This window comes from Bradyrhizobium sp. U531 (assembly GCF_051710265.1).
In the GTDB taxonomy this organism is placed as follows: domain Bacteria; phylum Pseudomonadota; class Alphaproteobacteria; order Rhizobiales; family Xanthobacteraceae; genus Bradyrhizobium.
The window spans coordinates 1,740,921-1,752,414 of sequence record NZ_JASVEN010000001.1; the positions used below are offsets into that span (position 1 = coordinate 1,740,921).

Here is an 11,494-nt window from a genome sequence, read left to right on the forward strand (position 1 = left end):
CTACGAATAGGAATTTCGTCGGAAAAAGCGATTCCGGACCGAATGCAAGGCTCGAATTCGCATCGAGCCCCTTGACATCACAGCGCTTTCGGCAGAACGGCTGATGGCAAGTGTCATGGGTCGTTCATGGATTTAATTACCACCACCGCTGACCTCGCGGCTGCCTGCAGCCGGCTGGCCAAGCACCCCGTCATAACCGTCGATACCGAGTTCCTGCGCGAGACCACCTACTACCCGCTGCTGTGCGTGGTGCAGATGGCCAGCGCCGAGGAAGCCATCGTCGTCGACACCCTGGCCGCAGGGATCGACCTCAAGCCGTTCTTCGCGTTGATGGCCAACGAGAGCGTGCTGAAGGTCTTTCACGCCGCGCGCCAGGACATCGAGATCATCTGGCACCAGGCCAACATCATCCCGCACCCGGTGTTCGACACCCAGGTCGCCGCGATGGTGCTCGGCTACGGCGACAGCATCGCCTATGACGCCCTGGTCGAGAAGGTTGCCGGCCACCGCCCGGACAAGACCCACCGCTTCACCGACTGGTCGCGCCGGCCGCTGACCAAGGAGCAGATGCATTACGCGGTGTCCGACGTCACGCATCTGCGCGACGTCTTCGCCGCGCTCGATGCCGACCTGAAGAAGCGCCGCCGCAGCGAATGGGTCTCCATCGAGATGGAGGTCCTGACCTCGCCGAGGACCTACGACTTCCATCCCGAGCGGGCCTGGGAGCGGCTGAAGACGCGCGTGCGCAAGCCGAAGGACCTCGCCGTGCTCATGGAGGTCGCCGCCTGGCGCGAGCAGGAGGCGCAGAGCCGTGACGTGCCGCGCGGCCGCGTGCTGCGCGACGAGGCCGTCAGCGACATCGCCACCCACGCGCCGAACACCATCGAGAAGCTCGCCAATCTGCGCTCGGTGCCGAAGGGCTTCGAGAAGTCGAAATGGGGCGCCGACATCGTCGCCGCGGTCCAGCGCGGGCTGGCGCGGGATTTAACGACGCTGCCGAAGCTGGAGAAGCCGCGCAACAACAACAACGGCGCCGCCATCGTCGAGCTGTTGAAGGTGCTGCTGCGCATGACCGCGGAGAAGCATGCGGTCGCCAGCAAGGTGATCGCAACCGTGGACGATCTCGAGGAGATCGCGGCCAACGACGAGGCCGACGTCCCCGCCCTGCGCGGCTGGCGCCGCGAGCTGTTCGGTGATGCCGCCTTGAAGCTCAAGCGCGGCGAGCTGGCCTTGGCGGTCGAGAAAGGCCGCGTGATCGGGGTGCAGCGGGCTTAGGCGGCCGCTGCGATCTACCAGCGCGAGAACTGTTACCCGTCATCCTGAGGTGCGAGTGGCGCGATGCAAAGCATCGCGCCAGGAGCCTCGAAGGATGCACGCCCCCGCTGCCCCCCCTCCGCAAGAGCCGGGCCGTCGCCCTTCGAGGGCCGCTTCGCGGCCACCTCCAGCAACAACCGCTTCGCGGTTGCGCGGGGGTGACGGCGATGAATTGGGGGCTCGCTGCTTCCACATCGTCATTGCGAGCGCAGCGAAGCAATCCAGAATCTTTCCGCAGATGCAGTCTGGATTGCTTCGTCGCAAGGGCTCCTCGCAATGACGAGGAGAGCAGCCAGCCCTTACGCCGGCGTCAGCTTCGCCACTTCAGGCTTCATGTCATTGAGCACGCCCGAGATCGCGGCGACCAGTTCGTCGATCTGCGCCTTGGTGACAATCAGCGGCGGGCAGATGGCAATGGCGTCCAGCATGTTGCGCGAGATCACGCCGCGTTCCTGCAGCATGCGGCTGGCCATGCCGCCGACGGCGCCCGGCGTCGCCGCGGCGGTCTTGCGGCCCTTGTCGAGCACGAGCTCGATCGCCGCGATCATGCCGACGCCGCGGACCTCGCCGACCAGCGGATGGCTGGTGAGCTCACGCAGTTTGCCCTGCATGTAAGCGCCTAGCTCGGCCGCGTGCGCGACCAGGCCGCGCTCCTCGATGATCTTGAGGTTCTCGAGCGCGATCGCCGAGCCCACGGGGTGGCCGCCGGCGGTGAAGCCGTGGCCGAGCACGCCGATCTTGTTGCTCTCGTCCGCGATCGGCTCGAACATGCGGTCGTTCATGATGATCGCCGAGAACGGGAAATAGCTCGAGGTGATCTGCTTGGAGACCACGAGCACGTCGGGCTTGATGCCGTAGGTCTCGCAGCCGAACATCTTGCCGGTGCGGCCGAAGCCGCAGATCACCTCGTCGGCGACCAGCAGGATGTCATACTTCTTCAGGACGGCCTGGATCTTGTCCCAATAGGTCGCCGGCGGCACGATGACGCCGCCTGCCCCCATCACCGGCTCGCCGAAGAACGCCGCGATCGTGTCGGGGCCTTCCTTCTGGATCAGCGCGTCGAGCTCCTCGGCCCGGCGCGTCGCGAACGCCTCCTCGCTCTCGCCGGGCGCGCCGTCCTTGTAGAAATGTGGCGAGCCCGTGTGCAGGATGTTCGGCAGCGGCAGGTCAAACGAGCGGTGGTTGTTCGGCAGGCCCGTGAGGCTCGCCGAGGCGATGGTGACGCCGTGATAGGCGCGCATCCGGCTGATGATCTTCTTGCGCTGGGGTTGGCCGAGCGAGTTCGAACGATAGGCGATCAGCTTGAGGACGGTGTCGTTGGCTTCCGAGCCTGAGTTGGTGAAGAACACCTTGCTCATCGGCACGGGCGCGAGCGCGACCAGCTTCTCGGCGAGGTCGATCGAGGGCCCGTGCGATTTGGCGGAGAAAGTGTGGTAGAACGGCAGCGCCAGCATCTGCTTGTGCGCGGCCTCGACCAGCCGCTTCTCGTTGAAGCCGAGCCCGACGCTCCACAGGCCCGCCATCGCCTCGAAATAGCGCTTGCCCGACGCGTCGAACACGTAAGGCCCCTCGCCGCGCTCGATCACGAGCGGACCGGCCTGCTGGTGGGCGCGCGCATTGGTGTACGAATGCAGCTGGTAGGCCACATCGCGGGCTTCTTGCGAATTGGGCAGCATGGACATTGCTAGGATCCTTGAAAACGTCACGTCGCAGGCACAGCCGGCGTCATCACTCGATGATCAAGTATCTTGGCTATTGCGACAGCGGAGAACTTGCAACGTCAATTCGTCGGCAGCAAGCGCTCAGCAGCGTTGCACAAAGCCGCACATGACGGCACGACGCACGAGGCAGCTTTCACGCCGCATCGTCGTCATGCCCGTCGTCGTGGCCGGCAGCGGCTTCCCTCACCTCCACCAGCGCCATCGAGAGCAGATAGACCGTCGTCGGCAGACCGAGCCTGCGCGCCATGTCGGCGGCATGCGACAGGTCGCTCGCCAGCTCCTTGAGCTCGTCTCCCCGTGACAATCTCTTAACCCCATCCGCCGGTTGCGGCGGCCTACACCGCAACGGCACCGCTGGTTTTGATCAGTTCGGCGCTGGGGAGGATTGTAGCAAAATTCGCAACGACATTCACTACCGCAAGCTTATAAGCGGCGGCATCTCCCGTGCCGGGTTGCCGGCAGGCCACGGCGTCCGCGACCATCTGGTAGCGATGGCTGCGATGAAACCCGTCGACGGCGGTCGCCAGGATGGTCTCGTCCAGGGAAAAACCGACGAGAATACAGCGCACATTGCGGATATTGGACATGTAGTCCACAAACCGCGAGGAGCTGTAGGCGGACGGCAGCGGGTGCTCGAACGTCATCTCGCCCGGCCGCGGCTTGGCTTCCGCGATCCAATCGGTCAGCCTGGATGCCGGATTGAACCAGGCCGCCTGCGCGATGCGCTTCAGATGCATCACCGGCCACAGATTGCCGCGCCACAACGTCAGCAGTTCCAGGCAACGTGCGGTGGCAGCGTCGCCATCGCGGATGACGTGGCGGCGCCCAGGGGTCAGATATTCGACCTGGAGATCCGCGCAGATCAGGATCGGCGGATCGTCGTGAATGGAAGCCAGCATTGTCTTGCGCCGAACTGCACCAATTTCAGCTGTCGGCGAGCGCGAGGTCCCGCAGCGGTGAAGTCACCGCCCGCCCCGCCGAGGCGTCGAGCACGCCCGGCCGGTCCCAATCGCCCTCGGGCCGGATGATCACATAGGGATCGCTGTCCAGCGTGATCGCGTCCGGACCCGGCTCGATCTCCAGCAGCATCTCCGTGTAGGAAAAATCCGAGAAGGTGATCTTCCTGTTGTGACCGAGCGGCTTGGCGCCGAAATGGGCCCAGAAATCGACCAGCCTGTCCTGGGCCTGGCCGTAGATCTTGCGAAAGCCCTTGCGCTTCACGTAGTCGACGCTCGCCTGCACCAGCTTGAACGAGACGCGCGAGCGCCGGTACTGGTGCCGCACCGCGAGCCGTTCCACCTTGGCGAAATCGCCGAAGAAGCGCACCCGCAGGCAGCCGGCGGGCTCGTTGCCGACGAAGCCGATGAAATGCGCGGCCACCATGTCGTTGCCGTCGAACTCTTCCTCGAACGGGCAATCCTGCTCGGCGAGATAGACCGCGGAGCGAATGGCCGTAACCAGCATGAGATCGCTGGGATCGCGCGCGAGGCGGATGGTGATGGCGCGGGAACAGGGCTTGGCGAGGGGAATCCTAGTACCGTGCATCTGCAAAACTCCTAGCTTGGATGATCGCGCCCGGCATGCGCATCGGTGCCCGATGCCAAGGCCGCTCGTAGCACCAGAGGTCGGGCTGGAAGCTCGGCACCGGCACGAAGCCGGTCGCCTTCATGATGTCGCGTCCGGCCACCGTTGACGGCTGCGCATAGCAATCGGCGCCGCGAAACCTTAGCTGTCGAAGATGCGCCGCGGCCTTGCCGAGACCGGCGATACCGCGCCCCGTAGCGGCGATCGCCCAGATGTAGATGGCCGCGACGTCGTCGTTCGCGGAAGCGAGATAACGCGCCTCGGGCGCCGTGAGGCAGATCTCGTCGAGCCGCAGCGCATCGTGCCCGCGGTCGTTGAGAAACAGGAAGGCCATGCCGCCGACCAGATCGCCCTTGCGGCTGAACGTCAGGATGCTCTGCGAATCGAACGCGAAATATCGCGCAAGCTCGGCGGCCCCGATCCGCACGCCCGGCACCAGCCGATGCGCCATTTCCGCAAGCGCGGCAATTTCGGAAAATTGCGCGCAGCGGACATCGACGTCCGCGCTCGGTGGCAAGGCATCGAAATCATGCCTTGCGGCAAACGAGCCTCTTTCCATACCCATGTCACGCCTCTATCGTCCGAGGCTTTCGTGCCCCGCTATGCCAGTGAGCTTAGCGGCTGGGGATCAGGAGTATGCAGCAGTTATTGCACCGGGGTGCTGCGATGACGCAGCACCGTGAAGAAGCCCTGGATGCGTCCTGGGACGATTTGAAACTGTTTTTAGCGTGCGCAAAATATAAAAGTTTTCGCAATGCAGCCGAGGAGCTCGGGCTCACCTCGACCACCCTGATGCGCCGGATCGACCGGCTCGAGGAGAGCATCGGCTGCAAGCTGTTCCTGCGCGACCAGAGCGGACTCACGCTCAGCGATGAAGGCACGGCAATGATCGCAGACGTTGCGCATATGGAGCGCCATGCCTTCAACGTCTTCCGCCGCGCCTCGCGGTCGTCGAACGACACCTCGGGCACCGTCCGTGTCGCCGTGACGGAAGGCCCCGGCAATTTCTGGATCCTGCCGCGACTGATCGACTTTCAGAAGACCTACCGCAGGATCGCCGTCGATCTGCGCTGTGCGATGGAGCAGGCCGACGTCGCTCGGCTTGAATCGGACATCGCGATCCAGCTCGAGCCGCCGACCAATCCCGACCTGATCGTCGCCAAGCTCGGTCGCCTCCACATCTATCCCTTCGTCTCCAAGGAATACGAAAGCCTCTACGGCGTGCCGTCGACGCTGGCCGAGCTGGCAAACCATCGCATCATTAAGCAGAGCGCACCGCAGGTCGACGACGGCGCCTATGCCCGCGTGCTCGGATTGAAGTCGCTCGACGGCATCGTCGGGATCAAGACCAATTCCTCGGTCGGCGTGCTCTATGCGGTGGAGCGCGGCGCCGGCATCGGCTTCCTGCCGACGGTGTCGATTGCGCTCGGCGCGCCCCTGATCGCCGTCGATCTCGGCGTCAGCCACCACGCCGATCTCTGGCTCACCTATCACAGGGAATTCCGCACGTCAGAGCGCCACAAGATCGTGGTCGACTGGCTGAAGAAGATCTTCGATCCCAAGACCTATCCCTGCTTCCGCGACGAGTTCATCCATCCGAACGCGCTGGTGCCGATGATGACGGCGGCGCGCGAGGGATTTGGGTTGACGGGATATGTCGCGGCGACACCGACCTGAACATCCTGAGCTTCCGCTCCGATCGCATCGGACATGGATCGAGGTCAGCTCACCATTTGTATTCGAAGCCGACCGTGCCCTGGTGCGAGGTCAGCTCGTTGCGAAACTTGCCGTCGTAATTGACGTAGAGCCGCGCCACGCTGGTCAGGCTGAGCGAGGCCGAGGCGCCGGCATCCATGCCGTAACGGCTCTCGCCGATGCCGGGAACCACGATGTTCTGGGCGCCGAGGCTGACCCGGATCGATCCCAAATCCTGGTGGAAATTGTCGACGAACTTGCCGTAGGCCGACAGGTCCAGGATCTTCTGGTCGATGATGAAGTAGCGGCCGATTTCGGCACCGACCATGATGCGTGCGCGCGAGAGCGCCGTCGAGCCGACATTGAGCGGATCGAGCCCGCCGGCCTCTTGGAACGCCGCGCTGGTGGCACGCACATATTCCAGCGCACCCTTCGGCACGATCCGCATCTGGTCCTTGGTCCAGTAATAGCTGATCTCGGTCAGCGCACCGTCGATCGCGGCGTGATAGCTCGCCGTCGCAAAGCCAAGGCCGGTGTCGCGGCTGGAGCGGACCTTGCCGAAGCCGTGCACGACCGCAAAGGCCCAGGTCCACGGTCCCTTGTCGACCGAGCCGTTGAAGCCGATCTGCGTCAGGTCGAGCGTCGCCGATTGCAGCGCCAGCGGCACGTCGACGTCGGTGTGGCTCTGGTCGACGGACAAGCCGAGATTGACGCCGGGGGCCACGCGCGCGCCAAAGCCTGCGACGCCGCCGAAGGTCTTGCGCTTGTCGCCGACGAAGTCGCCCTGCGGACCGGTCCGCACCGAGATGCCATAGCCCTCGAACCAGGTGCGATAGCGCGGATCCTCGGTGGCCGCCGAAGCCCCGCCCCCGCCGGGATTGCTGCGGAACGCCCGGTTGACGCCGCCGGATGCCTGGTTGCCGAGCCGCTCCAGGAAATTCGAGCCGAGGTCGAGCGCGCTGTTGCCGACCGACCGGTCATCATTCGTCGAGGACGCCGACGGCGTCGGGGCTGGCGGCAGCGGCGGGGCGACTTGAGCAAAAGCGGGAGCGGCCGTCGCCATCAAACCGAGCACAACTGTGCCCGCGACCCAATTCGTCGTCAGACGAACCCGGTCCGCTGCCATCACCTGCCGTGTCCCGGAGAGCTGCGAAGTGCAGCGCATGACGATGAATCCCGAAGCCAATGGCCGCGCGCAAAAATGCAACAGAGTCCGCGACGCGTGCGCCGATTTGTGCCGAACTGCCACGGAGGGTCAACCGCCCTGGACCTACGGCCGAGGCTATTGCCCCGATTGTGGTTCCGCTGCCACAGGTCGCAAATTGCAGCCAGCGACACCCGATCCTGCCTTGAAATCGGAGCGCGGCTTGCTAACGGCCGAATTTCATGTTGCAATATTGGACACAATCGGAATTGGCCGCTTCACTGTGCGTTTCGCGACATTGACCTTCAAGACTCGGACAGACTTCGGAAGCCCGTTTGTGGCGTGGCACGCGAAAAAGCGGCCGCGTCTTTTTTATACCTAGTGGAGGAGACTAGCGATGCCGCAAAAGGGCACCGTCAAATGGTTCAACCCGACCAAGGGCTATGGGTTCATCAAGCCGAACGGCAGCGACAAGGACGTGTTCGTCCACATCTCGGCCGTCGAGCGTGCGGGACTTTCCACCCTCAACGAGAACCAGGTGGTTGAATACGACCTCGTGGAGAACCGCGGCAAGGCTTCCGCGGAAAACCTCAAGGTCTCCTGATCTTTCAAAGCTGACACACGAGAGATCGTGACGTTGCCCCCGGCTCTGCCGGGGGATTTTGTTTTGGGCGAGCGCCGCCAGGATTGCGCTTCAGCGCACCACCGGCGCGACCAGGAAATTCTCCGACGGCCCGCTTCCATCGGTCTTGCAGACATCGCCCTCGATCTTGACCTTGCCGGTCGCGAGCAGCCGCAGCGCTTCGGGATAAATGCGATGCTCGACTTCGAGGATGCGCTCCGAGAGCGTCTCCCCCGTGTCGTGATCGCTCACGGGAACCGCGCCTTGCATCACGATCGGGCCGGCATCGGTCTCGGGGATGACGAAGTGCACCGTCGCGCCAGACAGCTTCACGCCGGCGCGCAAGGCCTGGCCATGCGGGTCCAGGCCCGGGAATGACGGCAGCAGCGAGGGATGGATGTTGAGCATCCTCCCGTACCAGGCTCTGGTGAACTCGGCCGTGAACAGGCGCATGAAGCCGCCGAGGCAGATCAGATCGATGCCGTGCTGGTCGAGCGAGGCCTGCAGCAGCTTCTCGAAGCCGGCGCGGTCCTTGCCGAACGGCTTGCTCTCGATCACCTGCGTCGTCACGCCGGCCGCATTGGCCCGTTCGAGCCCGATCGCATCGGCCTTGTTCGAGATGACGAGCGAGATCTCCGCCGGGAAATCCGCGGCGGCAGCGGCCCTGATCAGCGCGGACATGTTGGAACCGCGGCCGGAGATCAGGATGGCGACGCGGCGCTTCGTCATGGCGCCAGCCATCACAACGCCATGTCGAGATGACCGTTGTAGACGACGCGGTGCTCGCCATCGGCCGGGATCACCGTGCCGAGCTGCGCCACGGTCTCGCCCGCATCGGTGAACACCTGCATGACCTGCTCGACCTTGTCGGGCTCGACGATCGCGATCATGCCGATGCCGCAGTTGAAGGTGCGCAGCATCTCAAGCTCGGCAATGCCCGCCTGCGCGGCCAGCCATTTGAACACCGGCAGCACCGGCAGACGCGCCAGATCAATGCCGACGCCGAGGCCCTGCGGCAGCACGCGCGGAATGTTGTCGGTGAAGCCGCCGCCGGTGATGTGGGCAAGGCCCTTCACCGCGCCGGTCTCGCGGATCGCGCGCAGACAGGATTTCACATAGAGCTTCGTCGGCGTCAGCAGCGCTCCGCCAAGCGTCATGACGGGTGCAAACGGCGCCTGCGCTTCGAAGCCGAGACCTGATTGCTCCACGATCTTGCGGACCAGCGAGAAGCCGTTGGAGTGCACGCCCGACGATGCGAGACCGATCACGGCATCGCCCGCCGCGATGTCCTTGCGCGGCAGCAACGTGCCCCGCTCGGCCGCACCGACGGCAAAGCCGCCGAGGTCGTAATCGCCGTCCTTGTACAGGCCCGGCATCTCGGCGGTCTCGCCGCCGATCAGGGCGCAGCCGGATTCACGGCAGCCTTCCGCGACGCCCGCGACGATCGAGGCGGTGGCCTCGGGGTCGAGCTTGCCGCAGGCGAAATAGTCTAGGAAGAACAGCGGTTCGGCGCCCTGCACCACGAGGTCGTTGACGCTCATGGCGACGAGGTCGATGCCGATCCCGCCATGCAGGCCGGTCTCGATCGCGATCTTGACCTTGGTGCCGACCCCGTCGGTCGCGGCAACCAGGACAGGGTCCTTGAAGCCGGCAGCCTTGAGGTCGAACAATCCGCCAAAGCCGCCGATCTCGGCGTCGGCGCCGGGCCGCGCGGTGGCGCGCACCATCGGCTTGATCAGATCGACCAGGCGGTTGCCCGCGTCGATATCGACGCCTGAATCGGCGTATGTGAGGCCGTTTTTGCGGTCGGTCATGCCCGATTTCCAGTGGGTTTGCGGCTGGTTACGTCGAATTCCGGGGACGCGCAATGGCTCGCATGGCGCACCGCCATATACTATGTAGAGATATCAACCGGTTCAGCCTCCCGAGGGGCCGGATTCGAGGTCAGACCGGGTGCCGGGAAGCGCTTTCGTGAGTATTCCGAATATCATTACCCTGGGCCGCATCATGCTGGTCCCGATCATCGTCTGGGCCATCGTATCGAGCCAAATGGAGGTCGCTTTCGCCGTCTTCCTGATCGCCGGTGTCAGCGACGCCGTGGACGGCTTCCTGGCCAAGCGCTTCAACATGACGAGCGAGCTTGGCGCCCTGCTCGATCCCCTCGCGGACAAGGCCCTGCTGGTCTCGATCTACATGTCGCTGGGCATCTGGGGTGCGATCCCGCGCTGGATCGTGATCCTGGTGGTCTCGCGCGACATCATGATCGTCGCCGCCGTGATCGTATCCTGGCTGTTCGACCGGCCCGTCGAGATGAAACCGTCGAAAGTGTCCAAGCTCAACACCGTTGCACAGGTGGCGTTCGCGGCCTTGGTGCTGGCGGCGCTTGCCTTCGGCTTCAAGCCGGCCCCTTATGATATCATCCTGATGGGCCTCGTCACGGTCTTCACGCTCTCCTCGGTGTCGCTCTACCTCGTCGAGTGGCTGCGGCACATGAGTACGATCGAGGCCAAATGAGAGGGAATGCGGCCTCGCAAAAGGCCAACTCCCGCCCGATCAAGTCGAATTCTCTTCAAACGGGCCGGCACGCCGGCTGGAGCAAACCAAGCGTGGCAGGCCGCGTCCATCCCCGACAATTGGCGTTCTCGCTTCCGCACGCGGAGAGCCTCAGCCGGGACAACTTCCTCGAAGGCCCCGCCAACGCGGCGGGCCTCGACCTGGTCGAGCGCTGGCCGGAATGGCCGAACCGGATCATGTGGCTGGCCGGCCCGGAAGGCAGCGGCAAGAGCCACCTCGCCGCGATCTGGGCCGAGGCCTCGGGCGCCCGCTCGACCGCCGCCAATGCCCTGACCGCGACGGACGTCCCGGGCGCGCTCGCCACCGGGGCGCTGGTGGTCGAGGATCTCAAGGCCGGGGATTTCGACGAACGCGCCCTCTTCCACCTGATGAACCTCGCCCGCGAGGACAGCGCCTATGTCCTGTTCACCGGCCGCGAAGTCCCGGCCGCGCTGGAGATCGAGCTTCGCGACCTGCGCTCGCGCCTGCGCGCCGTGCCGGTGGTTGCCTTGCAGCCTCCCGACGACCAGCTGTTCCGCGGCCTGATCGTCAAATTCTGCGCCGACCGCCAGCTCACCGTGGACGAGAGCGTGGTTGGTTACCTCGCCACCCGCCTGGAGCGATCGTCCGCCGCGGCCCGCCAGGCCGTAGAACTGCTCGACAGCGAGGCCCTGCGGCTCGGACGTCCCGTCACGCGGGCGCTGGCCGCCGAGCTGCTCCGCGACGCCTGAGCCGCCCGGCCCGCCCTTGGGCCTTCCACGAAGTCCGCTTGACGCGGCGCAGCGGCGGAACATCAATGTCATCGAAACGTCATCGCTCTAACACATGCTCCCGCAGGTTTTGCGCTTAAGTCGCAAAGTG

The 11,494-nt window shown here is 64.8% G+C and carries 13 protein-coding genes; 5 read left to right on the plus strand and 8 right to left on the minus strand.

Annotated elements, in window-relative coordinates; translation table 11 throughout:
* Positions 1-126 precede the first annotated feature (126 nt).
* A complete protein-coding gene (rnd, locus tag QRQ56_RS08600; protein WP_438739109.1) occupies positions 127-1,275 on the plus strand; it encodes a ribonuclease D in 1,149 nt (382 codons plus the stop codon).
* A 338-nt stretch (positions 1,276-1,613) separates the two neighbouring features.
* Here the strand turns inward: rnd and QRQ56_RS08605 are convergent, their stop codons facing one another.
* The 5 genes from QRQ56_RS08605 to QRQ56_RS08625 form a co-directional block, all read right to left on the minus strand.
* Positions 1,614-2,996, minus strand: coding sequence for an aspartate aminotransferase family protein (locus tag QRQ56_RS08605; RefSeq protein WP_438739110.1), 1,383 nt, complete (start codon positions 2,994-2,996; stop codon positions 1,614-1,616).
* A 172-nt stretch (positions 2,997-3,168) separates the two neighbouring features.
* Positions 3,169-3,339: a hypothetical protein gene (locus QRQ56_RS08610; RefSeq protein ID WP_438739111.1), complete on the minus strand. Its 171-nt coding sequence runs from the start codon at positions 3,337-3,339 to the stop codon at positions 3,169-3,171.
* 31 nt (positions 3,340-3,370) lie between these two features.
* Complete coding sequence (locus tag QRQ56_RS08615; protein WP_438739112.1) at positions 3,371-3,934, minus strand: isochorismatase family protein; 564 nt, start codon at positions 3,932-3,934, stop codon at positions 3,371-3,373.
* 25 nt (positions 3,935-3,959) lie between these two features.
* Positions 3,960-4,580, minus strand: coding sequence for a GNAT family N-acetyltransferase (locus QRQ56_RS08620; protein WP_438739113.1), 621 nt, complete (start codon positions 4,578-4,580; stop codon positions 3,960-3,962).
* Positions 4,567-5,184 carry a hypothetical protein gene (locus tag QRQ56_RS08625; RefSeq protein WP_438739114.1) on the minus strand — a complete coding sequence of 206 codons (618 nt, stop codon included), beginning with the start codon at positions 5,182-5,184 and terminating at the stop codon, positions 4,567-4,569. Before QRQ56_RS08625 ends, QRQ56_RS08620 begins: the two co-directional genes overlap by 14 nt.
* A 71-nt stretch (positions 5,185-5,255) precedes the next feature.
* Between QRQ56_RS08625 and QRQ56_RS08630 the strand changes: the two genes are divergently transcribed.
* A complete protein-coding gene (locus QRQ56_RS08630) occupies positions 5,256-6,296 on the plus strand; it encodes a LysR family transcriptional regulator (RefSeq protein WP_438739115.1) in 1,041 nt (346 codons plus the stop codon).
* A 49-nt stretch (positions 6,297-6,345) separates the two neighbouring features.
* On the opposite strand, the gene QRQ56_RS08635 is transcribed toward QRQ56_RS08630, so the two are convergent.
* A complete protein-coding gene (locus tag QRQ56_RS08635) occupies positions 6,346-7,479 on the minus strand; it encodes an autotransporter outer membrane beta-barrel domain-containing protein (protein WP_438739116.1) in 1,134 nt (377 codons plus the stop codon).
* A 376-nt stretch (positions 7,480-7,855) separates the two neighbouring features.
* On the opposite strand from QRQ56_RS08635, the gene QRQ56_RS08640 reads away from it, so the two are divergent.
* Positions 7,856-8,062: a cold-shock protein gene (locus tag QRQ56_RS08640; protein WP_007591938.1), complete on the plus strand. Its 207-nt coding sequence runs from the start codon at positions 7,856-7,858 to the stop codon at positions 8,060-8,062.
* A 90-nt stretch (positions 8,063-8,152) separates the two neighbouring features.
* Here the strand turns inward: QRQ56_RS08640 and purN are convergent, their stop codons facing one another.
* Together purN and purM are read right to left on the minus strand one after the other, a co-directional pair.
* Complete coding sequence (gene purN, locus QRQ56_RS08645) at positions 8,153-8,809, minus strand: phosphoribosylglycinamide formyltransferase (RefSeq protein ID WP_438739117.1); 657 nt, start codon at positions 8,807-8,809, stop codon at positions 8,153-8,155.
* A gap of 11 nt (positions 8,810-8,820) precedes the next feature.
* Complete coding sequence (gene purM / locus QRQ56_RS08650; RefSeq protein WP_438739118.1) at positions 8,821-9,894, minus strand: phosphoribosylformylglycinamidine cyclo-ligase; 1,074 nt, start codon at positions 9,892-9,894, stop codon at positions 8,821-8,823.
* A 157-nt stretch (positions 9,895-10,051) separates the two neighbouring features.
* Between purM and QRQ56_RS08655 the strand changes: the two genes are divergently transcribed.
* A complete protein-coding gene (locus QRQ56_RS08655; protein WP_438739119.1) occupies positions 10,052-10,594 on the plus strand; it encodes a CDP-alcohol phosphatidyltransferase family protein in 543 nt (180 codons plus the stop codon).
* Between the two features lie 92 nt (positions 10,595-10,686).
* Positions 10,687-11,364, plus strand: a complete 678-nt coding sequence (locus QRQ56_RS08660) for a chromosomal replication initiator DnaA (protein WP_438740116.1) — start codon at positions 10,687-10,689, stop codon at positions 11,362-11,364.
* Positions 11,365-11,494: the final 130 nt, after the last annotated feature.

What these genes read in the sequence shown, in the direction of transcription:
- rnd (WP_438739109.1), top strand. Translation starts at nt 127, where the DNA reads ATGGATTTAATTACCACCACCGCTGACCTCGCGGCTGCCTGCAGCCGG.
- QRQ56_RS08605 (WP_438739110.1), bottom strand. Translation starts at nt 2,996, where the DNA reads ATGTCCATGCTGCCCAATTCGCAAGAAGCCCGCGATGTGGCCTACCAG.
- QRQ56_RS08615 (WP_438739112.1), bottom strand. Translation starts at nt 3,934, where the DNA reads ATGCTGGCTTCCATTCACGACGATCCGCCGATCCTGATCTGCGCGGAT.
- QRQ56_RS08620 (WP_438739113.1), bottom strand. Translation starts at nt 4,580, where the DNA reads ATGCACGGTACTAGGATTCCCCTCGCCAAGCCCTGTTCCCGCGCCATC.
- QRQ56_RS08625 (WP_438739114.1), bottom strand. Translation starts at nt 5,184, where the DNA reads ATGGGTATGGAAAGAGGCTCGTTTGCCGCAAGGCATGATTTCGATGCC.
- QRQ56_RS08630 (WP_438739115.1), top strand. Translation starts at nt 5,256, where the DNA reads ATGCAGCAGTTATTGCACCGGGGTGCTGCGATGACGCAGCACCGTGAA.
- QRQ56_RS08635 (WP_438739116.1), bottom strand. Translation starts at nt 7,479, where the DNA reads ATGCGCTGCACTTCGCAGCTCTCCGGGACACGGCAGGTGATGGCAGCG.
- QRQ56_RS08640 (WP_007591938.1), top strand. Translation starts at nt 7,856, where the DNA reads ATGCCGCAAAAGGGCACCGTCAAATGGTTCAACCCGACCAAGGGCTAT.
- purN (WP_438739117.1), bottom strand. Translation starts at nt 8,809, where the DNA reads ATGACGAAGCGCCGCGTCGCCATCCTGATCTCCGGCCGCGGTTCCAAC.
- purM (WP_438739118.1), bottom strand. Translation starts at nt 9,894, where the DNA reads ATGACCGACCGCAAAAACGGCCTCACATACGCCGATTCAGGCGTCGAT.